Source organism: Ramlibacter sp. P4_H7, from assembly GCF_056400765.1.
This window is the reverse complement of record NZ_JBFUKP010000023.1, coordinates 42,135-63,261: the sequence shown is the minus strand read 5'-3', so window position 1 is coordinate 63,261 and position 21,127 is coordinate 42,135. Positions and strand designations below refer to the sequence as shown.

The window sequence follows — 21,127 nt, the reverse complement described above, 5'->3', positions numbered from 1 at the left end:
GCAGAGGCCGGCACCGCCGGGCCCGAGGCGGCCGCACGCGGCGCCAGCGTGGCCCGCACGCGGCCGCCGGGATTGGAGGGCGTCGCCGAGGGCGCGCCGCCGTCGACGGTGAACTGGTCGTTGCTGTTGTCGTAGGTGATCACGGCGCCGCTGGTCTCGTCGGCGAGGGTCGAGCCGCGCAGGCGGCGCATCTCGGCGCGGCCGATGAACTTCACCTTGTCCGCGCGGCCGTCGTACTCGATCGTCTCGCCCTCGCCCTCGATGAATTCATCCACCCCCTCCCGCTTCTGGCGGAAGAAGGCCTGCTTGCCGGGCTCGGCGGTCACCACGCCGAACTGGAAGCCCTCCGGGTCCTGGCGGACGGTCAGCTTGCCGCCCCGGATCAGGATCGTGCCCTTGGTGACCACCACCTTGCCCGTGAAGACGCTGGTCTGCTGCAGGTCGTCGTAGCGCAGGGCGTCCGCCTCGACGTTCATGGGCTTGGCCTTGTCGGCTTTTTCAGCCTGCGCGGGAGCAGCCACGAGCGCCAGGGCGAGCGTCAGGGACAGGGAGGCGGCAGTGGGGAAGTTCATAAAGGCACGAATCTTGCTGGCATTGTAGCCACCCAGGATGAAAAAGCCCGCTGGCGCGGGCTTTTCCGGGTGGGCCGCGCGGCCCATGCCGGCGGTCCGGGCACGGCGGCCTACTTGGCCCGGCGCGCCTCGGCGATCAGGTATTCCACGACCTGCAGCGAGCGTTCCATGCTGCCCGCCATGGTCGCGTCGGTGTAGTAGCGACCGGCCACGCCGAGCGCCGGCACGCCGTCCACCTGGTACTGGTCCTGCAGCTGCTTGGCGCGGCGCGCCTTGGTCTGCACCGAGAACGAGTTGTACAGCTCCTGGAACTTGGCGCGGTCCAAGCCGTTCTTTTCGGCAAAACGCAGGATCAGGTCGTCGCGGTTGGTGGGCTGGTTGTCCTTGTGCACGGCCTCGAACACCTTGGCATGCAGCTCGTCCACCTTGCCCATCGCTTCGAGCGTGTAGAACAGGCGCTGCTGCGGCACGAAGTCGTCGCGGAAGGCGACCGGCACGCGGCGGAACACGACGTCCGCCGGCAGGCGCTGCTTCAGCCAGGCCTGCAGGCGCGGCTCGAAGGCATTGCAGTGCGGGCAGCTGTACCAGAAGAACTCGACCAGCTCGATCTTGCCGGCCGGCGCCTCCACCGGCGCCGCCTTGTCCAGCGCGCGGAAGTCCTTGCCTTCTTCCGGCTTGCGCTGCGCCAGCGCAATGCCCGGCAGCCCCAGCGCGGCGGCGCCCAGCACGCAGGCCGCGGCGGCCGAAAACTCGCGTCGTTTCATTGCTTGCATCTCCTTGAACAGCATCTGAGCACACGCCGGCGGGGATGGTTCCTCCGCGCGGCGGTGTCCTGCTACCGCTGAACGCGCACCAGCGCGGTGTCGAACCCGCCGGCGTCCAGCTTTTCCTTCTGGCGATCGGCCTCGTCCTTGTTGTTGAACGGGCCGACGCGCACCCGGTACACCTGGCGGCCGGACTGCTCGCGCTCCGTCACCTTCGCCTCGATGCCCATGAGCGACAGCTTCGCGCGTTGCGCCTCGGCGTCTTCGGGCGTGCGGAAGGCGCCGGCCTGCACGAAATAGAGGAAGGGATCGTTGCCGCCGCCGGTGCTGGAACGCGCAGCGGCGAGGTCGCCGAGCGGGTCGGCCGGCGCGGGGCGGCCTTTGACGGCGGGCGCCTCCGGCTGCCCCTTGCTGTCCCGGGCGGCTTCGCGGGTGACCGGCGCGGCATCCGACGCCTTGGCGGTGGGCGGCGGCGCTGTCACACCGGGCGCGGCGGGCAGCGCCTTGGCCGGGTTCTTGCCGTACAGGGGCGCGTTGGGATCCCAGTTCTGGTTCTTGCGGGACTCCGCGGCATCCTGCTCCGCGGACCGGCTCGGGCCCTTGTTGAGGAAGGGGACCGGGACCTTGGTGACATAGACCGCCACCGCCAGGGCGGCGGCGAGGCCGATCACCACGCCGATGATGATGCCGACGATGACGTTGCCGCGTTGCTCTTGTTTCATGCTCACATCTTCTGCGGGGCACTGACGCCCAGCACTGCCAGTCCATTGTGCAACACCTGCGCGACCGCGGCCACGAGCGCGAGTCGCGCCAGCTTCAGTTTCTCGTCGTCGACCAGGATCCGCTCGCTGTCGTAGTAGCTGTGGTACGCCGCCGCCAGCTCGCGCAGGTAGAAGGTGACGTCGTGCGGCGCGAAATCCTGCGCCGCGGCCGTGAGCATCTCGGGGTAGCGCGCCAGCTGCAGCATCAGGTTCAGGGCGGCCGGATGCTCCAGCGAGGACAGGTCCGCGCCGGCCAGGCGGCCGGCGTCGCCGCCCCACGCCGCCAGCACCGAGCAGATGCGCGCGTGCGCGTACTGCACGTAGTACACCGGGTTGTCGTTGTTCTGCGCCAGTGCCAGGTCGACGTCGAACACGTACTCGGTGTCGGGCTTGCGCGACAGCAGGAAGAAGCGCACCGCATCCTTGCTGGTCCACTCCACCAGGTCGCGCAGCGTCACGTAGCTGCCGGCGCGCTTGGAGATCTTCACTTCCTCGCCGCCGCGCATCACCCGCACCATGGTGTGCAGCACGTAGTCGGGGTAGCCCTGTGGAATCCCCACGCCCGCCGCCTGCAGCCCGGCGCGCACCCGGGCGATGGTGCCGTGGTGGTCCGTGCCCTGGATGTTGACGACCTTGGTGAAGCCGCGCTCCCACTTGGTGATGTGGTACGCCACGTCCGGGACGAAGTAGGTGTAGCTGCCGTCGCCCTTGCGCATGACGCGGTCCTTGTCGTCGCCGTAGTCGGTGGACTTCAGCCACAGCGCGCCATCGTGCTCGTAGGTCTTGCCGGCGTCGCGCAGGCGCTGCACCACCGCGTCGACCTTGCCGCTCGTGTACAGGCTGGACTCCAGGTAGTAGTGGTCGAAGCGCACCGAGAACGCCTGCAGGTCGAGATCCTGCTCGTGGCGCAGGTAGGCCACGGCGAACAAGCGCATGCCGTCGAGGTCGTCTGGGTCACCGCTGGCCGTGAACTCTCGGTCGTCCGACTTGACCGTCTTCCTGGCCAGGAAGTCGTCGGCGATGTCCTGGATGTAGTCGCCGTTGTAGGCCGCCTCTGGCCAGCCGGCATCGCCCGGCTTGAGGCCGCGGGCGCGCAACTGCACGCTGGTGGCCAGCGTGCCGATCTGCACCCCGGCATCGTTGTAATAGAACTCGCGGTGCACGTTCCAGCCCTGCGTGGCGTACAGGTTGGACAGGGCGTCGCCCAGCGCGGCCTGCCGTCCGTGGCCCACGTGCAGCGGACCGGTCGGATTGGCGGACACGAACTCGAGCAGGATGCGCCGGCCATGCAGCGGCTGCTGGCCGAAGCCGGCGCCGGCGGCCAGCACCTCGCGCAGCACTTCCTGCTTGGCGGCCGCCTTCAGCCGGAAGTTCAGGAAGCCCGGCCCGGCGATCTCCACTGCCTCCACCCATTGCTGGAATGCGGTGCTGGCGAGCAGGTGGTCGCGCAGCGCCTCGGCCACCTGCCGCGGGTTGCGCTTGAGCGGCTTGGCCAGCTGCATCGCCGCGGTGCAGGCCAGGTCGCCGTGCGCGGCCACCTTGGGCAGCTCGAAGGCGGCCTTGTCACCGGCACCCGGCGACAGCTGTTCCAGCCCGGCTGTCAGAGCAGCGAGCAGGTCTTGTTTGGCTTGAAGCATCCGGGGATTTTACGAGGGGGGTCACCCTCGCCCGCCGAAGCCCCGCGCGAGGAACACGGCGGCCAGCGGGATCAGCGGAATGATGTGGGCCTGCAGCATGACCCACTTGCGGGTGCGGCGCACCTCGTCGGCGTCCGGCAGGCTGCCGTCCGCGCGCAGCGCCTTGCGCCAGCGCGCGAAGCGCAGCGTGGGGGCGATGGACATCAGGGCCACCGCGATGAACGCGGTGAGCTTCAGGTGCAGCAGCCAGTTGTGCCAGTACCAGCCGGCGCCCTTGGTGCCCCAGTAGATCCGGACCAGGCCGGTCACCAGCACCACCAGGGCGGCGGCCCCGTAGATGCGGTCCACCCGCACCAGCCGCTCGACGATCTGCGCATTCATCCACTCGGGCCGGCAGATGGCCGCTTCGCTGGTGATGAAAACCACCAGCGCCAGGATGGCGGACAGGTGCAGGAACTGGAGGATGGCGTCCTGGGTCATGCGGCAAAGGGCAGAGAGGCGCGCGAAGCGATCCAGAAATGGGGCTGCGCGTAATGGTGTTTCAGGAAGTCGATCCACAGGCGCACGCGCAACGGCAGGTGCTTGCGCTGCGGAAAGACGGCGTAGATCCCATTGGGCGGCGCGGCGAAAGCGGCCAGCACCTCGATCAGGCGACCTTCGGCGATTTCCTGCTCGACCTCCCAGGTACTGCGCCAGGCGATGCCGTAGCCCTGCAGGCACCAGTCGTGCAGCACCTGGCCGTCCGAGCAGTCCAGCGGGCCGGCCGGCTTGAAGTGCGCCAGCTCGCCCTCGCCGGCGCGGTCCTGCAGCTGGAAGGCCCAGCCGCGCGTCTGCGAGGCATCGCTCGACAGCGTGAGGCAGTCCAGCCGCAGCAGGTCGTTGGGATGTTCCGGCGTGCCGTGGCGCTGCAGGTACTCCGGCGTCGCCACGCACAGGCGGCGGTTGTCCGCCAGGCGCACGCTCACCAAGGAGGAATCGGGAAAATCGCCGACGCGCACCGCGCAGTCGAAGCCCTCGCCGGCCAGGTCGACGACGCGGTCGCTCAGGTTCAGCGAGATGGTGACGTCCGTGTGCAGCTCGCGGAACCTGGGCACCAGCGGCGCCACGTGGCGCCGCCCGAAGCCCGCCGGTGCGGTGATGCGCAGGTGCCCGCTCGCCTTGACGCCGCCGGCGCTGACGCTCGCCTCCGCGTTGGCAATGTCGGCCAGCAGCCGCTGGCAATCCTCCAGGAAGGCGCTGCCCTCGTGGGTGAGGCTGATGCGCCGGGTGGTGCGCACCAGCAGCTTCACGCCCAGGCGTTCTTCGAGCGCGTCGAGCCGGCGCCCCATGATCGCGGGCGCGACCCCCTCGGCGCGCGCGGCCGCGGTCAGGCTGCCGCGGGTCGCCACCGAGACGAAGGATTCCAGCTGCTTGAGCTTGTCCATGCCGCGCCGATTATCGTTTCCCAGGTCATCGATAGCGGGCGCTTTCTCATCGATTTGCGTGCTGCGCCGCGGCAAATGCCGCTGGCGATGCCTTCGCGGGCGGCGCCTGGCCATGCGGCCAGCGCGTCACGTACCCTGGCGCGGCGTCGGAGTGAGGCGCGCGATCTGCTCTTCACCGTAGCCGAGTTCTCGCAGCAGCTCCGGGCCGTGCTCGTTCAGGCGGGGCGGCTGCAGGCGCAGCGCCGGGCGATGCCCGTCCAGCGTCAGCGGCAGCAGCGGCACGCGCGTGTCGCGGCCGTCGGGCAGCTGCAGCGGCGCGAGGCCGCCGGTGGCGTTCAGGTGCGGATCGTCGAACAGGTCCTGCGGCCGGGTGATCGGGGCGAACGGCAGGCCGTTCTTTTCGAACAGGGCGCTCAGCTCCACCGCGCTGTGCGGCGCGAGCCGTTCGCGCAGCAGCGGAATGAGCCACTCGCGCGCGCGCACCCGGTCGTTGTTGGTGTTCAAGCGCGGGTCGGCGGCGAGGTCCGCGAAGCCGAGCGCCTCGCAGAAGATCCTCCACTGCGTGTCGCTGACGGCGGCGAGGAAGACCTGTTCCCCGTCCTGCACCGTGAACACGTCGTAGACGGCCCATGCCGAGATGCGCCCGGGCATGGGCGCGGCCGGCTGGCCGGTGACGGCGAACTGCATCATGTGCTGCGCCACCAGGAACACGTTGTTCTCGAACAGCGCGCTCTGCACTTCCTGGCCGCGACCGGTCTTCTCGCGCTGCGCGAGCGCCGCCATCGCTCCGATGGCGCCGAACATGCCGCCCATGATGTCGTTGACGCTGGTGCCCGCGCGCAGCGGATCACCCGGGCGGCCAGTCATGTAGGCCAGCCCGCCCATCATCTGCACCACTTCGTCGAGCGCGGTGCGGTGGTCGTACGGGCCGGGCAGGAAGCCCTTGTGGCTCACGCTGATGACGCGCGGGTTGAGCCGCGACAGCGACTCGTAGTCCAGCCCGAGCTTCTTCATCGTGCCCGGCTTGAAGTTCTCGCTGACGATGTCGGCGGTGGCGATCAGGCGCAGCGCCGCCTCCCTGCCCTCGACGCTTTGCAGGTCCAGCGCGATGCTCTTCTTGTTGCGGTTGAACAGAGGGTAGAAGCCGGCCCCGGAGCCGAGCAGGCGGCGCGTGTTGTCGCCCGCGGGCGGCTCCACCTTGATCACTTCCGCGCCCAGGTCGCCGAGCACCATGCCGCAGGTGGGGCCCATCACCATGTGGGTGAATTCGACGACGCGGATGCCGGCGTAGGGGAGCTGGTCTTCAGCCATGCAGCGCCTCCTGCGCGAAGCCCTTGGGCAGGCCGGCTTCGGGCGTCATGCCGTACAGCGGCTCGCCGGGCAGGCCCTGCACCAGCGGGTCGCGGGCAGCGATCAGCCGCTGCAGGTCGACGCCGGTGCGCACCCCCATGGCCTCGAACATGAACACGAGGTCCTCGGTCACCACGTTGCCCGACGCGCCCGGCGCGTAGGGGCAACCGCCCAGGCCGCCCAGCGAGCTGTCGAAGGTGCGCACCCCCACGTCGTACGCCGCCAGGCAGTTGGCCAGCCCCAGCCCGCGCGTGTTGTGCATGTGCGCGGCGCCGGTCCGGTCGCCGATCTCCGCGAACAGGCGGCGGAACAGCCGCCGCACCTGCGCCGGGTTGGCCATGCCGGTGGTGTCCGACAGGCCCGATTCGTCGGCGCCGGCGGCGATCACCTGCGTGGCCAGGCGCACCACGTCGTCCTCCGCCACTTCGCCCTGGAGCGTGCAGCCGAAGGCAGTGGAGATGTTGGCTTCCACGTGCACTTGGGGCGCGCGTTCGTTCTTCAGCGCGACGATGCGCCGCACCTCCTCGACCATCTCCTCGCGCGTCTTGCGCACGTTTGCCAGCGAATGCGCGGCGCTGGCGGACAGCGGGATCGTGAGCTTGTGGGCACCCGCCGCCAGCGCCGACTCCGCGCCGCGCACGTTGGGCACGAGCGCCATCACGGTCAGGCCGGGCAAGGTGCGGGCGAATGCAACCACTTCGGCGGCATCGGCCATCTGCGGCAGCAGCTTCGCCGGAACGAAGGAAGCGACTTCGATTTCGCGCAGGCCGGCCGCATGCAGCGCGGTCAGCCACTGTTTCTTGGCGGAGGTGGGCATCACGCCGGCCACGGACTGCAGCCCGTCGCGCGGTCCCACTTCGCTGATCAGGACATCAGGGAGCATGGCGCATTGTCCACGCTCCCCGGCGCAGCGCGGCTACTCCGCCTTGAAGCCCGAGGCCTTGATCGGCGTTTCCCAGCGCTTCAGGTGCGCCACCTGCGTGGTCGCGAGCTCCGCGGCCGGCGCATGGTTGGGCACGAGGCCGAAGGCGACGATCTTCTCCTGGATGACGGGGTCCTTCAGCGCCTCGGCCACCGCGCGGTCGATCCGGTTGACCGTGTCCGCCGGCACACCCGCGGGACCGTAGAGGCCGAAGAAGGCATCGGCCGCCATGTTGATGCCCTGCTCCTTCAGCGTCGGCACGTCGGGCAGCGACTTCGAGCGCTGCTCGCCGGTGACGGCGAGGATGCGCACCTTGCCCGCCCTGTGGTGCTCGATCGTCTCGGACGCAGTGTCGACCATCAGCGGGATCTGCCCACCGATCAGGTCCTGCGCGGCGGGCGCCCCGCCGCGGTAGGCGACGTGCGTCAGCGGCACGCCCGTGGCCTGCGAGAGCAGCAGCCCGGCGAAGTGCGGAACCGTGCCCGCGCCCGAGGTGGCGTAGTTGGCCTTGGCCGGGTTGGCCTTCATCCACGCCAGCACGGACTTGAGGTCGCCCTGCGGCGCGCCCGGGCCGACCGTCACGGCGAAGTCGAAGGTGACCACGCGGGAGATCGGCGTGAAGTCCTTGACCGGGTCGTAGCCGAGATTGCTGTAGAGCCAGGGCGCGATCACCATCGCCCCGCTGGGCGACAGCACCAGCGTCTGGCCGTCGGGCGCAGCGCGCTTGAGTTCGCCCAGCACCAGGCGGCCGGCGGCCCCGGGCTTGTTGTCGACGATCACCGTCTGGCCCAGCGAGGCTCCCATCTTCTGCGCCAGCAGCCGCGCGATCACGTCAGCCGAGCCGCCGGGCGGGAAGCCCACCAGGATCTTCAGCGTGCGGTCCTGCGCCAGCACGGCAGGGGCGGCGAGGGCAGCGCCGGCGAGGGCGGCGAAGTGGCGGCGTTTCATCAAGAGTCTCCTGCGGATCGGATCATTTAACATGTTAAACACTAGCGCACGGCGGCCGCAGCGGCCATCCGGAGCCACCCTATGCATAGGAATCGAAGGAGACAGCAGCCATGACCGTCATCGACGTGCACACGCACATGTTCACCACCCGCTGGTTGCAGCTGCTGCAGGAGAAAAGCGGCATCTACAACGTGCAGACCCGTCCCGACGGGCAGCGCGAGGTGTTCCGCGGCAACACGCCGGTGGTGCTGCCGCAGAAGGGCCACTTCGACTGGGAGCTGCGCGTCCAGCACATGGACCAGGCGAAGATCGACGTGTCGGTGGTCTCGCTCACCTGCCCCAACGTGTACTGGGGCGGCGAGGAGGTCAGCGTGCAGGCGGCGCGCGAAGCGAACGACAACGTGGCTGACGCGCAGTCGCGCTATCCCGACCGCATCCGCTGGTTCGCATCGCTGCCCTGGGAGTATCCGCAGCGCGCGCTGGAGGAGCTGGAGCGCAGCTGCGCCAAGGGAGCGGTCGGCGTGATGGTGCTGGCCAACGTCGCCGGCAAGAGCCTGACCGATCCGCTGTTCGCACCGATCTGGAAGGCGATCGACGACCGCAAGCTCCCGGTCCTGGTGCATCCGACCGATCCGCCGGGCGTCGACTTCATGGACATGAGCAAGTTCGACCTGAGCTGGTCGGTGGGCTTCATGTTCGACACCACGCTGGCCATCACCCGCATGATCTTCGAGGGCTTCTTCGACCAGTACCCGAACCTGAAGGTGATCGCCTCGCATGGCGGCGGGACCCTGCCCTACCTGGTGGGCCGGTTCGAGAAGGGCGACGAGGTCGAACTGCCCCAGCGCCGGCAAATGAAGCGCAAGCCCACGGACTACCTGCGCCATATCCATTACGACAGCATCACCTACAACCTCGGGGCGCTGCAGTACCTGGTGTCGGTGGTGGGCGCGGAGCACGTCATGTTCGGCACCGACTGGCCGCACTGGGTGCACGACACCAAGGGCGCGTTCGCCAACACCGGCGCCTTGCCGGACGCCCAGATGCAAGCGATTCGATCTCGCAATGCGGAACGCGTTTTCGGTTTCTGAGCCGAATTAGCTCGATTTTCGTCACGGATTCTGAGCCTTTGGCTGCATTAATGCGGCCCAAGGTTCGGAATACAGTAACGCCATGGACCATCCCAAGGCGGTGCTGTTCGATGCCTACGGCACGCTGTTCGACGTGTACAGCGTGGCCCTGCTCGCGGAACAACTGTTCCCGGGGCAAGGCCAGACGCTGTCCGTGCTCTGGCGCGACAAGCAGATCGAGTACACGCGCCTCGTCACCACCAGCAACGACGGCGCGCACTACCAGCCCTTCTGGGCACTGACGCGGGCTGGCCTGCGCTATGCATGCAAGCGGCTGCACCTGGACCTGACGTCCGAGCGCGAGCAGCAGCTGATGAACCAGTACCGCCACCTCTCCGCCTTCCCGGAAAACCGCGAAGTGCTGCAGGTGTTGAAAACGCGCGGCGTGACCACCGGCATCCTGAGCAACGGCGATCCCGAGATGCTGGGCATCGCCGTGCGCAGCGCCGGGCTCGAAGGCCTGCTCGATCACGTGATCAGCGTGGACCCGGTGCGCAAGTACAAGACGCACCCGGACGCCTACCGTCTCGGGGTCCAGGCCGTGAAGAAGCCGGCCAGCCAGATCCTGTTCGTCAGCTGCAACGGATGGGATGCGCTCGCGGCCACCTGGTTCGGCTACCGCACGCTGTGGGTCAACCGCTACCAGCTCCCCTTCGAGGAGCTCGGCACCCAGCCCACCCGCATCGGCGACTCGCTCGATGACGTCCTCGAATTTTTTGAATAGCAACTTGCCGGAGAAGCAACCATGACCAGCCGCACGACCATCCACGGATTGCAGGTGGACACCGCGCTCAAGAACTTCATCGACCAGCAGGTGCTGCCCGCCGTCGGCGTGGACAACGCGAAGTTCTGGCAAGGTTTCGACCAGATCGTGAAGGACCTGTCGCCGAAGAACGCCGCGCTGCTGGCCGAGCGCGATCGGCTGCAGGCCGACCTGGATGGCTGGCACCGGAAGAATCCCGGCCCGATCCAGGACCTGGCCGCTTACCGCGCCCACCTGGAGAAGATCGGCTACCTGGTGCCGCATCCGAAGAGCGCGAAGGCGACCACCACCAACGTGGACGCCGAACTGGCGCTGCAGGCCGGTCCCCAGCTGGTGGTGCCCATCCTCAATGCCCGCTACGCGCTCAACGCGGCGAATGCGCGCTGGGGTTCGCTGTACGACGCGCTCTACGGCACCGACGTCATTCCCGAAAGCGGTGGCGCCGACAAGGGCCCCGGCTACAACGAGGTGCGCGGCGCCAGGGTGATCGCGCGCGCCCGGCAGGTGCTGGACCAGGCGGTCCCGCTGGAGAACGGCTCGCATGCCGACGCCACGCAGTACCGCGTCGAGAACGGACAGCTCCGGGTGCAGCTGCAGGGCGGCAAGTCCTCCGGCCTCAAGGATCCTTCCCGCTTCGTGGGCTACCAGGGCGAAGCGGCCGCGCCTTCGTCGGTGCTGGTGAAGAACAACGGCCTGCACCTGGACATCGTCATCGACCGCAAGAGCCAGATCGGCGCAACCGATGCGGCCGGCGTCAGCGACGTCATCGTCGAGGCGGCGCTCTCGACCATTCTCGACCTGGAAGATTCGATCGCCGCGGTGGACGCGCAGGACAAGCTGCTGGCCTACCGCAACTGGCTGGGCATCCTGCAGGGCACGCTCACCGAGCAGGTGAGCAAGGGCGGCAAGAGCTTCACGCGCGGCCTCAACCCCGACCGCAAGTACAAGAGCCCGAAGGGCGATGGCGAGGTGCGGCTGCACGGCCGCTCGCTGCTGTTCCTGCGCAACGTCGGCCACCTCATGACCAATCCGGCCATCCTGTGGGACGGCGGCAAGGAAATCTACGAGGGGATCCTGGACGCGGTGGTCACCACTGCGATCGCGATGGTCGACCTGCAGGGGAAGGGCGCCAACGGCATCCGCAATTCGCGCACCGGCTCCATCTACATCGTGAAGCCCAAGATGCACGGCCCCGCCGAAGCTGGCTTCGCGTCCGAGCTGTTCGGGCGCGTGGAGCAGCTGCTCGGCCTGCCGGCCCACACCGTGAAGCTGGGCATCATGGACGAAGAGCGCCGCACCAGCGTCAACCTGCAGGCCTGCATTGAGGCCGCCGCCGCGCGCGTGGCCTTCATCAACACCGGCTTCCTCGACCGCACCGGCGACGAGATGCACACGGCGATGTACGCGGGTCCGATGATCCGCAAGGGCGACATGAAGTCCAGCGCATGGATCCAGGCCTACGAGAAGAACAACGTGCTGGTGGGCCTGGCCTGCGGACTGCGCGGCCGCGCGCAGATCGGCAAGGGCATGTGGGCCATGCCGGACCTGATGGCCGCGATGCTGGAGCAGAAGATCGTGCATCCCAAGGCCGGCGCCAACACCGCCTGGGTGCCKTCGCCGACCGCCGCCACCCTGCACGCCCTGCATTACCACCAGGTGGACGTGTTCGCCGTGCAGCAGGACCTGGAGAAGACCGATGCCAATGCGGAGCGCGAACAGTTGCTCCAGGGATTGCTGTCGGTGCCGGTCGCGGCCAACGCGAACTGGAGCGCCGAGGAGCGCCAGCAGGAGATCGACAACAACGCGCAGGGCATCCTGGGCTACGTGGTGCGCTGGGTCGACCAGGGCGTGGGGTGCTCCAAGGTGCCGGACATCCACAACGTGGGCCTGATGGAAGACCGCGCCACGCTGCGCATTTCCAGCCAGCACATCTGCAACTGGCTGCTGCACGGCGTAGTCACCGAGCAGCAGGTGCGCGAGACCTTCCAGCGCATGGCGGCCGTGGTGGACAAGCAGAACGCGGGCGACCCGCTCTACCGCCCCATGGCAGGCAACTGGGACAGCTCCTTTGCCTACCGCGCGGCGCTGGACCTGGTGTTCAAGGGCAAGGAGCAGCCGAGCGGCTACACCGAGCCGCTGCTGCACGCGTGGCGCCAGAGGGTCAAGTCGTCGGCCGCCTGACGCTTCCTGCGGGAAGATTTTTCCGCCAGAGCACGTCACTACGTCCTGTAACGTGCTGGCGACTGGCGAGGGGCGCAACGCGACCGGCGGCGCGGTGCGCGGCGTACCACGCAAGCTCTAATGGGTCGCACCAGGGACTCCAGAGACGTAGATGCCAGAGGTGACCCACACCGCCACCCGCAGCTTGCGCGAGGCCGCCAGCGACGCGGCCCGCATGATCGAGCATTGCGTGGACGCCACCGTCACCGAACTGCAGGCCGCCGAACTGCAGGCGAGCGGCGAGCAACGCCACCAGGTCACGGGCGCCTGGCGCGAGATGCTGGCGCGGCGCAAGGTGTGGAGCGAACGATTTCCGCGGCTGCTGCGGGCCGCGTTCGAAGCCGAGATGCGCGGCGGCGACCAGCCTGGCACCGCTCCCGCATTCGAGCCCACTTCCGGCTGGATGGCGCTGACGCTGGTCGACGACGCCGAGATCGCCCGCAAGATCGAAGCCTCGCGCCTGGCGCAGCAGCTCGCGGCGATGCTGGAACGGCCGCTGGCAGCACTCGACGGCCTCATGACCAGTGCGATGGGACTTCCCGGCATCCAGCCGGAACGCAATCCGCTGCGGCCCGCCGTTTACGCGCGGGCCCTGCGCAAGCTGATGGACGGAGACGGCGTCGATCCCGCGTGGCCGGCCCTGTGGCTGCGGCACATGGTGGCGACGCTGGGCCAGGAGCTCGAGCAGCTGTACCGCGCGCAAAGCGATCGGCTCACCCAGGCCAGCGTGCACGCCGCGGACTACCGGCTGCTGATGTCGGGCTCGCAAGGCGCGACCCCTGCAAGCGATGGCCGCCACGCCCATGCTTCCGGCGCCATTCCGGCGGCCGCCGCAGCCAGCGCGCCGCAGGCGGGCGCGGCTCCCGCACAGGCCGAATCCCCGATCGCCCCCGCCGGCCAGCGTGCCGCGGCCGCCGCCCGCAGCAGTGGCTTCATGGACCTGCCGCCGCAAGCCGTGGACGGACTGCGGCTGCGCCTGTTCCTGGCCCGCGACGATGCCCAGGCCAGGCAGCCGGTGGCCGCGAGCTTCCGTGCGCAGGCCGAAGCCGAGCTGCGCGAGCTGGAGGAGCGCGCGGACACGCGCACGTACGACGAGGCCGCGGCACGCGAGCAGATGCACGTGCCGGTGGTGGAGCGCGCTCAGCGCGCGGTGGACACCGACTCCCCGCTGCCCGAAGCGGTCTGGGGCGAGTACGGCACGCCGCGCCAGCGTTCGCTGGTGCGCGGCCGGCTGAAGACGGAGGCGCGCGAGATCGGCCAGGTGTTCGGCCTGGAAGTGGTGCGGCGCCTGATCAACAAGGTGGCCGAGGACGCGCGCCTGCTCGCTCCCGTGCGGGAAGCGATCGTGGCCCTCGAGCCTTCGCTGTCCCGCCTGGCGATGGTGGCGCCGCGCTTCTTCAGCGACGAGGCGCACCCGGGCCGCCTGCTGGTGGAGCGCGTTGCCGAGCGCAGCTTCAAGTACAACGACGAGTTCAGCGTCGAGTTCCAGAGCTTCCTGGTGCCGGTCGCTCAGACTTTCACGCGGCTCAACGAGATCGAGCGCTTCGAAAGCGCCATTCCCTTCCAGGCCGGTCTGGCGACGCTGCAGGCCGGCTGGCGCGCCCAGGACGAACTCGACGAAGGCGCGCAGCGCAGGGTGCTGGAGGCGGTGCAGTTCGCGGAGCGGCGGCAGCATGAGGCAGGCTGCATCGCTGCCGACCTGCGCGGACGGGAGGACCTGGCCAACGCGCCCGCGACGGTGCAGGACTTCGTGCTGGGAACCTGGTCGGTCGTCATCGCGCAGGCGCGACTGACGCACTCCGGCGGTGATCTCGATCCCGGCGGACACCTGGCCATCCTGGGCGACCTGCTTTGGAGCGTGGACCTCGACGCGGTGCTGCACAACCCCGCGCGCGCCTTCGTGCTGATTCCGCGCGTGCTGCTCAGGCTGCGCGAAGGCCTCATCGCGCTGGGGCAGTCGCCGCAGGAAAGCGAAGGCTTCTTCCATGAACTGGAGCGCCTGCACCGCCCCGTCATGAAGCTGCGCGCGAAACAGCGCCACCGCGAGCTCGCGCCGGCGGAGCGCGACGCGCCCCAAGCGGAGCCTTCGCCGCGGCGGGCGGACCAGCCCTGGATGCCGGCCGACGCCCTGCACGCCGCCGGCTTCGAGGACACGCTGCCTTCCGACTTCGCAGCGCTGCCCGCCGCCCGCCGCCCCTTGCAGGAAGAGCCTGAGCCGCTGGAGGAACAGGAAGTGGACGCGATGCTGGCTGCGCTCGCGCCCGGCTGCTGGGTGGACCTGTATTCCCGCCAGCAGTGGCGCCGCGCCCGGCTGGTCTGGGCGGCCGAACGCGGGACGCTCTTCATGTTCGTGAGCCATGGCGGCCAGCCCCACTCCATGAGCCGCCGCAGCATCCAGCGCCTGGCGCGCGACCGCCTCCTGCGCCTGATGGCCGGCGACGGCGTGGTGCCGCGTGCGCTCGAGCGCATGGCGCAGCCGTCCGCGCCCATGCCGCTGGCGGCCTGACCCGCCGGCCGGCCTCCGGTGCCGGCGCGCGGGTACGATGCGGCTGTGAGTCCCGCCGCCCCCGATCCCGGTGCCTGCCCGCTGTGCGGACAGGCCAACCGCTGCGCGATGGAGCTGCAACGCGAGACGGGCCTGCAGCAGGGCCCGTGCTGGTGCGCCCAGGTCGACTTCAGCGCCGATCTGCTGGCGCGCGTTCCCTCCGAGTCGCGCAACCTCGCCTGCATCTGCCCCGAGTGCGCCCGCCGCGCTGCGCCGGCGTGAGCGACGCCAGCTCCGGCGCGGCGATGCGCGAGCGGCATGGCCCGCGCTACCGCTGGCTGCTGCTGATCTCCGTCATGGTCGGGACCATGGCGTCCATCATGTCCTCCACCGTGGTGAACGTGGCCATCCCCGGCATGAGCCACTACTTCACGCTCAACCAGGAACGGGCCCAGTGGGTGAGTTCCGGCTTCATGGTGGCGATGACGGTTTCCATGCTGACCACGCCGTGGCTGCTCTCGCGCTACGGTTACCGGCGCACGTACGTCGGCACGATGCTGCTGCTGCTCGCCGGCGGCGTCGCCGGAGGGCTGGCGCTGCACTTCCCGCTGGTGCTGGCCGCGCGCGTGGCCGAAGGGCTGGCCGCCGGGGTGGTGCAGCCGATCCCGGCCATCATCATGTTGCGCGCCTTCGAGCCGCATGAGCAGGGCCGCGCGAGCGGCCTGTTCGGCATGGGCGTGGTGCTGGCGCCCGCCCTCGGTCCCAGCATCGGCGGCCTGCTGGTCGACTGGTTCGGCTGGCGCTCGATCTTCTTCATGGTCGTTCCCTTCTGCCTCGTGTCGATCTGGTTGGCGTACCGCTACGTCCCCACCAGTGCCCCGGGCGGGGCGAGCGCCCGCTCGGAAGGACCCCGGCTGGACTGGCGCGGCCTGTTGCTGGGCAGCGTGGGAACGCTGTGCCTGCTCAATGGCCTGGTGGAAGTGCGGGGCGGCGATCCGCTGCTGGCGGCCGCACTTCTGTTCGGCGCGGTGTGCGCGCTCGCGGCCACCATCGCATGGCTGCGCCACGCCAAGCGCAGCGGCCGCGAACCGCTGCTGAACCTGGACCTCTTCGGCTACCGCACCTATGCCTTCGGCAGCCTGGTCGCGTTCATCTATGGCATCGCGCTGTTCGGCTCCACCTACCTGCTGCCGGTCTACATGCAGCTGGCCCTGCAGTTGCCCGCGTCGCACGTGGGCACCATCCTGCTGCCATCGGGCATCGTGCTGGCCATCACCATCGGCATCGCAGGGCGGCTCACCACGCGGCTGCCGACTTACGTGATGGTGAGCGGCGGGCTCGTGCTGCTGGCCGCGTCGTTCGCGCTGATGCCGACCGTGGGGCTGCAGACCGGGCTCTGGGTGCTGGTGGCCTGGGCGATCCTGGGCCGCATCGGGCTGGGCTTCATCCTGCCCTCGCTCAACCTGGGCGCCATGCGGCCGCTGGACAAGGCGCTGATCCCGCAAGGCGCGAGCGCCATCAACTTCCTGCGCATGCTGGGCGGTGCCACCGGCGTGAGCCTGTGCGCGATCGTGCTCGAGTGGCGCCTGGCTGTCCACGGCGACGCGCTCACCCGCCCCGGCACCAGCCTGGCGCGGCTGGCCGCCTTCAACGAGTCCTTCCTGATGCTGGCCGCGATCTGCGGCATCGCGGTCGTCGCGGCCTGGCAATTGCGCGATCCCCCCGCGACGGCGGCGGCTGGCGAATAATCGACCCATGTGCCAGCTGCTGGGAATGAACTGCAACACGCCGACGGACGTGACGTTCAGCTTCGCCGGCTTCGCGCAGCGCGGCGGACGCACCGACCACCATGCCGACGGCTGGGGCATTGCTTTCTTCGAAGGCAAGGGCCTGCGCCACTTCGTCGACCACCTTCCGGCCGCTGAGTCGCCGGTGGCCGAGCTGATCCGCCGCTACCCCATCAAGAGCCGCCACGTGGTGGCGCACATCCGCAAGGCCACCCAGGGCGAGGTGGCCCTGCAGAATTGCCATCCCTTCGTGCGGGAACTGTGGGGACGCTACTGGGTGTTCGCCCACAACGGCGACCTGCAGGACTTCCATCCGCGCCTGCACGCGAACTTCCGTCCCGTCGGGTCCACCGACAGCGAACGTGCGTTCTGCTGGTTGATGCAGGAGATGTGGAAGTCGCACGCGGACGTTCCCAGCGTCGAGGAGCTGACGCTCACGCTGCGCGAGCTGGCGCCGCGCATCGCCAAGCACGGCCGCTTCAACTTCCTGCTGTCCAACGGCGACGCGCTGTGGGCGCACTGCTCCACCAGCCTCTGGTACCTGGAGCGCAAGCATCCGTTCACGCATGCGCAACTGGCAGACGAGGACCTCAGCATCGACTTCGCGCAGCACACCTCCGCGGGGGACCGGGTGGCCGTGGTGGTCACGGCGCCGTTGACTGTCAACGAGACCTGGACGCAGTTCCAGCCGGGCGAGCTGAAGGTGTTCGTGGACGGGCGGGCGCTGGCCTAGCGATCACAGCACGGTGCGGTCGCGGTCGACCGCTTCCTCGAGCGCGTCGAGGAACATCGCCGGCACGTCGAAACCGGTCTGCTGCGTGATCTCCTGGAAGCCGGTCGGGCTGGTCACGTTGATTTCCGTGAGGCAGTCGCCGATCACGTCCAGCCCGATCAGCAGCAGCCCGCGGTCGGACAGCAGCGGGCCGACCGTCTCGGCGATCTCCCGGTCGCGCTCGGAGATCGGCTGGGCCACGCCCTTGCCGCCGGCGGCGAGGTTGCCGCGGATCTCGGTGCCCTGCGGAATGCGCGCGAGACAGAACGGCGCGACCCTGCCGCCAATCACCAGCACGCGCTTGTCGCCCTGCGAGATCTCCGGGACGAAGCGCTGCACCATGATCGTGGTGGCGCCGTGGTGGTTGAGCGTCTCGATGATCGAGCCGAGGTTCAGTCCATCCGGTCCGACGCGGAAGATGCCCATCCCGCCCATGCCGTCCAGCGGCTTCAGGATGATCTCGCCGTGCTCCTCGTGGAAGCGGCGCACCTCGTCCGCCGAGCGCGTGACGAGCGTCGGGCTCACCAACTGCGGGAACTCCATGATCGCGAGCTTCTCGGGGTGGTCGCGCAGTGCCGCCGGCCGGTTGAACACCTTGGCGCCTTCGCGCTGCGCCTGCTCCAGCAGGTGCGTGGCATAGAAGAACTCGGAATCGAACGGCGGGTCCTTGCGCATGAGCACCGCGTCGAAGTCCTTCAGCGGCCGGATTTCGGTGCGATGGACCTGGAACCATTCGTCCTCGGCGGCGGTGAGCGAGATCTCGCGCAGCTCCGCATGGACCAGGTCGCCAGAACGCCAGGTCAGGTGACGCGGTTCGCAGGCGAACAGGCGGTGGCCGCGGCGCTGGGCCTCCCGCATCATGGAGAAAGTGGTGTCCTTGTAGGTCTTGAAGACCTCGAGCGGATCGGCGACGAAGAGAATGTTCATGGCCCTGAACTGTTGCACAAATCAGGCGAAGACGGCGCGGGCCGCGTCCTCCAGCCACGCCGCCGTCGCGGCTGGGTGGGTGACGGGAATCATGTGTCCGCCGGGGACGATCCGCAGGTCGGCCTGCGGCACCTTGGCCCGCAGCGCCTCGCCCTGCGCGCGCCAGTCCAGGATGCGATCGCCCTCGCCGAACAGGATGCGCAGCGGCATCCGGATGTCGGCATAGCGCTGTTGCTGCGCCCGCAGGTCGTCTTCGATCGCGGCCATGTCCGTGGACGCGGCGAAGAAGGCCCGCGGCCGCAGGCTGCGCAGGCCGCCGCCGCGCACGGGGTAGTCCTGCGGAGGGGCGTCCGGCCCGAACAGCACCGCGATTGCCGCGCGCGTGCCGATGATCGCCAGCGGCGCGGCGAGGGTGTGCGCGAACCAGCGGCGGATCCACGGCGTGCGGATCGCCAGCGCGCGAAAGGGCGCCGGAACGTTCGGGTCGAAGTGCGTCAGCGGCGCGATCACCGCCAGGCCGGCGACGCAGTCGGGGTCCTGCAGAGCGACCGACAGCGCAATCGTCCCGCCCAGGGAATGCCCCACCAGCAGCGGCGGCCGGTCGAACTGCATCGTCCGGATGAAGCCGGCAACGATGCGCGCCTGCGCGGCGATGCCGGCCTGGCTCGCGTCGCGCCGCGGCGAATGGCCGGATCCGGGCCGGTCCAGCAGCACGACGCGCCAACGCCGCGCCAGCTCCTGCAGCGGAAGGTAGTCGAAGTTGCGCGACTCTCCGCCCAGCCCGTGCACCAGCACCAGCGGCGGCCCCTGTCCGAGGTCCCGGTAGTGCAGGCGTTCGCCGCCGATCTCCAGCCAGCGTCCCGGTGCCGGAAAGGCGGCGTCGAGACGCCAGCCGACGAACCACGTGAACAGGGCGAAACCGGCGAGCGCGAGCGCGGCCACCATCAGCAAGGTGAGCAGGAAGTGCATGGGGTCAGCGCAGGGGTTCGCCCGCCCGCGCGAAGCGCAGCGCGCCGTCCCGCAGCGGCGAGAGCTTCATCGACAACAGGTCGAGCAGGTAGTTCTGGTGGATGCGCCAGGGTTTGCGGCTGCCCTGGCGCGGCAGCTGGTCGGAGCCCCGCTGGATGTAGCCGGAGCTCAAGTCCAGCGCCGGTCTCGTCGCGCCGGCATCGCCTTCCTGCACCGGCATCACCATGTCGAGCCGGCGGGCGCGCATGTGGTTCAGGATGCGGCACACCCGCCGCGCGATGAGTTCGCACTTGAGCGTCCAGGAGGCGTTGGTGTAGCCCATGGACAGCGCGAAGTTCGGCACGCCGCTGAGCATCATGCCCTTGTAGGAAAGCACGTCGCTCGATCGCAGCGGGCGTCCATCGACGGTGATCTGCGCGCCCCCGAGCATCTGCAGCTTGAGGCCCGTGGCGGTGATCACGATGTCTGCCGGCAACTCCTCGCCCGAGGCCAGCACGATGCCTTGCGGCGTGAAGCGTTCGATCTGGTCGGTGACGATGCTGGCCTTGCCGCTGCGCAATGCGCGGAACACGTCGGCGTCCGGCGCGATGCACAGGCGCTGGTCCCACGGGTCGTAGCGCGGCTGCAGGTGCTTCTCCTCGACTCCGCTGCGCCTGCGGGCCTGCTCCACGAGGAAGCGGCGCGCTGCTTGCGGCCAGCGCCGCGAAAACTGGAAAAAGGCCGTGGAAAGCAGGATGTTCTTCCAGCGGATCAGCCGGTAGGCGAGCTTGCGGGGCAGCGCACGCTGCAGCGCGCGGCCGATCGCATCGCGGCCGGGCAAGGCCATGATGTAGCTCGGCGAACGCTGCAGCATGGTCACGTGCGCGGCCTGCCGCACCAGCGACGGAATCAGCGTGATCGCCGTCGCACCGCTGCCGATGACCACGATGCGCTTGCCCGCGTAGTCGAGGTCTGCAGGCCAGTGCTGCGGGTGCACGATGCGCCCGGCGAAGCTCTCGCGGCCCGGCCACCCGGGCTCGTGCCCGTTCTGGTAGTCGTAATAGCCGCTGCAGAAGAACAGGAAGCGGCAGCGAAAGCGCTGCGGCTCGCCGCCCGCGTCGACCTGCACGTCCCACCGCGCGTCCGCGGAGTCCCAGTGCGCCGCGGTCACGCGGTGCCCGAAGCGGATGCGCGGCAACAAGCCTTCCTCGCGCGCGGTCTCGCGGATGTAGTCGCGGATGGCCGCGCCTTCTGCGATCTGGGCATCGCTGGTCCAGGGCCGGAAGGTGAAGCCCAGCGTGAACATGTCGGAGTCGGAGCGGATTCCCGGGTAGCGGAACAGGTCCCAGGTGCCGCCGATGGCATCGCGGCCTTCCAGCACGACGAAGCTGCGCTCGGGACATTCCTGCTGCAGGTAATGAGCGGCGGCAATGCCGGAGATGCCGGCGCCGACCACGACGACATCGAACTCCGTGGGCGTGGCGGCGGACATGTTCCTTCCAGCGTGACTTGGCGGGACGTGCGCTGCTCTTGCGGGCCAAGATCGTCAGGAGCTAGCGCCGAGCACGCGGGCCATGATATCCACGGACCAGGCATCGTCCCGGCGCGCGTGGCGCACTTTCCGGAGCAGGTCCGCAGAATGTCGGCGCGGCTTCTCCGTGAACAATGTCCTGCGGCAACCGTTCACCGCCGCCGGGCGGTCGCTCTGAATGTATCT

At 69.3% G+C, this 21,127-nt stretch carries 19 protein-coding genes; 7 read left to right on the top strand and 12 right to left on the bottom strand.

The window, feature by feature from the left end; genetic code table 11:
* From lptA to AC1DSA_RS23220, 9 genes are all read right to left on the bottom strand, one after another.
* A partial coding sequence (lptA, locus tag AC1DSA_RS23260) for a lipopolysaccharide transport periplasmic protein LptA (protein ID WP_477893276.1) occupies positions 1-572 on the bottom strand: 572 nt, incomplete at its 3' end.
* A gap of 110 nt (positions 573-682) precedes the next feature.
* The gene (locus AC1DSA_RS23255) at positions 683-1,336 is read right to left on the bottom strand and encodes a thiol:disulfide interchange protein DsbA/DsbL (RefSeq protein ID WP_477893275.1); all 654 of its coding nucleotides are present in this window, start codon (positions 1,334-1,336) and stop codon (positions 683-685) included.
* 71 nt (positions 1,337-1,407) lie between these two features.
* Positions 1,408-2,058 (bottom strand): SPOR domain-containing protein, encoded by a 651-nt coding sequence (locus tag AC1DSA_RS23250; protein WP_477893274.1) that lies wholly within the window; start codon positions 2,056-2,058, stop codon positions 1,408-1,410.
* 2 nt (positions 2,059-2,060) lie between these two features.
* On the bottom strand, positions 2,061-3,734 hold the full coding sequence (gene argS, locus AC1DSA_RS23245) for an arginine--tRNA ligase (protein WP_477893273.1): 1,674 nt from the start codon (positions 3,732-3,734) through the stop codon (positions 2,061-2,063).
* A 21-nt stretch (positions 3,735-3,755) separates the two neighbouring features.
* The gene (locus tag AC1DSA_RS23240) at positions 3,756-4,214 is read right to left on the bottom strand and encodes a DUF2214 family protein (protein WP_477893272.1); all 459 of its coding nucleotides are present in this window, start codon (positions 4,212-4,214) and stop codon (positions 3,756-3,758) included.
* A complete protein-coding gene (locus AC1DSA_RS23235; protein WP_477893271.1) occupies positions 4,211-5,158 on the bottom strand; it encodes a LysR family transcriptional regulator in 948 nt (315 codons plus the stop codon). Before AC1DSA_RS23235 ends, AC1DSA_RS23240 begins: the two co-directional genes overlap by 4 nt.
* A gap of 126 nt (positions 5,159-5,284) precedes the next feature.
* A complete protein-coding gene (locus AC1DSA_RS23230) occupies positions 5,285-6,469 on the bottom strand; it encodes a CaiB/BaiF CoA transferase family protein (protein ID WP_477893270.1) in 1,185 nt (394 codons plus the stop codon).
* A complete protein-coding gene (locus AC1DSA_RS23225; RefSeq protein WP_477893269.1) occupies positions 6,462-7,391 on the bottom strand; it encodes a hydroxymethylglutaryl-CoA lyase in 930 nt (309 codons plus the stop codon). The genes AC1DSA_RS23230 and AC1DSA_RS23225 overlap by 8 nt, the downstream gene beginning before the upstream one ends.
* Positions 7,392-7,424: 33 nt before the next feature.
* Positions 7,425-8,378, bottom strand: a complete 954-nt coding sequence (locus AC1DSA_RS23220) for a Bug family tripartite tricarboxylate transporter substrate binding protein (RefSeq protein WP_477893268.1) — start codon at positions 8,376-8,378, stop codon at positions 7,425-7,427.
* A 110-nt stretch (positions 8,379-8,488) separates the two neighbouring features.
* On the opposite strand from AC1DSA_RS23220, the gene AC1DSA_RS23215 reads away from it, so the two are divergent.
* The 7 genes from AC1DSA_RS23215 to AC1DSA_RS23185 all read left to right on the top strand — a co-directional run bounded on the left by AC1DSA_RS23215 (position 8,489) and on the right by AC1DSA_RS23185 (position 17,496).
* The gene (locus AC1DSA_RS23215; protein ID WP_477893267.1) at positions 8,489-9,469 is read left to right on the top strand and encodes an amidohydrolase family protein; all 981 of its coding nucleotides are present in this window, start codon (positions 8,489-8,491) and stop codon (positions 9,467-9,469) included.
* An 82-nt stretch (positions 9,470-9,551) separates the two neighbouring features.
* Entirely contained in the window at positions 9,552-10,232 is a 681-nt protein-coding gene (locus tag AC1DSA_RS23210; RefSeq protein WP_477893266.1) for a haloacid dehalogenase type II, read from the top strand.
* 21 nt (positions 10,233-10,253) lie between these two features.
* Complete coding sequence (locus tag AC1DSA_RS23205) at positions 10,254-12,452, top strand: malate synthase G (protein WP_477893265.1); 2,199 nt, start codon at positions 10,254-10,256, stop codon at positions 12,450-12,452.
* Between the two features lie 151 nt (positions 12,453-12,603).
* Complete coding sequence (locus AC1DSA_RS23200) at positions 12,604-14,997, top strand: DUF1631 family protein (RefSeq protein ID WP_477893264.1); 2,394 nt, start codon at positions 12,604-12,606, stop codon at positions 14,995-14,997.
* Positions 14,998-15,042: 45 nt separating this feature from the next.
* Positions 15,043-15,258 (top strand): cysteine-rich CWC family protein, encoded by a 216-nt coding sequence (locus tag AC1DSA_RS23195; protein WP_477893263.1) that lies wholly within the window; start codon positions 15,043-15,045, stop codon positions 15,256-15,258.
* 23 nt (positions 15,259-15,281) lie between these two features.
* The gene (locus tag AC1DSA_RS23190; RefSeq protein WP_477893279.1) at positions 15,282-16,724 is read left to right on the top strand and encodes a DHA2 family efflux MFS transporter permease subunit; all 1,443 of its coding nucleotides are present in this window, start codon (positions 15,282-15,284) and stop codon (positions 16,722-16,724) included.
* A 7-nt stretch (positions 16,725-16,731) separates the two neighbouring features.
* Entirely contained in the window at positions 16,732-17,496 is a 765-nt protein-coding gene (locus tag AC1DSA_RS23185; protein ID WP_477893262.1) for a class II glutamine amidotransferase, read from the top strand.
* A gap of 3 nt (positions 17,497-17,499) precedes the next feature.
* On the opposite strand, the gene gshB is transcribed toward AC1DSA_RS23185, so the two are convergent.
* From gshB to AC1DSA_RS23170, 3 genes are read right to left on the bottom strand one after another with little or no spacing between them, the layout of a single operon-like run.
* The gene (gshB, locus tag AC1DSA_RS23180) at positions 17,500-18,462 is read right to left on the bottom strand and encodes a glutathione synthase (RefSeq protein ID WP_477893261.1); all 963 of its coding nucleotides are present in this window, start codon (positions 18,460-18,462) and stop codon (positions 17,500-17,502) included.
* Between the two features lie 21 nt (positions 18,463-18,483).
* Positions 18,484-19,431, bottom strand: coding sequence for an alpha/beta fold hydrolase (locus AC1DSA_RS23175; RefSeq protein ID WP_477893260.1), 948 nt, complete (start codon positions 19,429-19,431; stop codon positions 18,484-18,486).
* Between the two features lie 4 nt (positions 19,432-19,435).
* Positions 19,436-20,902, bottom strand: coding sequence for a flavin-containing monooxygenase (locus AC1DSA_RS23170; RefSeq protein ID WP_477893259.1), 1,467 nt, complete (start codon positions 20,900-20,902; stop codon positions 19,436-19,438).
* Positions 20,903-21,127 lie beyond the last annotated feature (225 nt).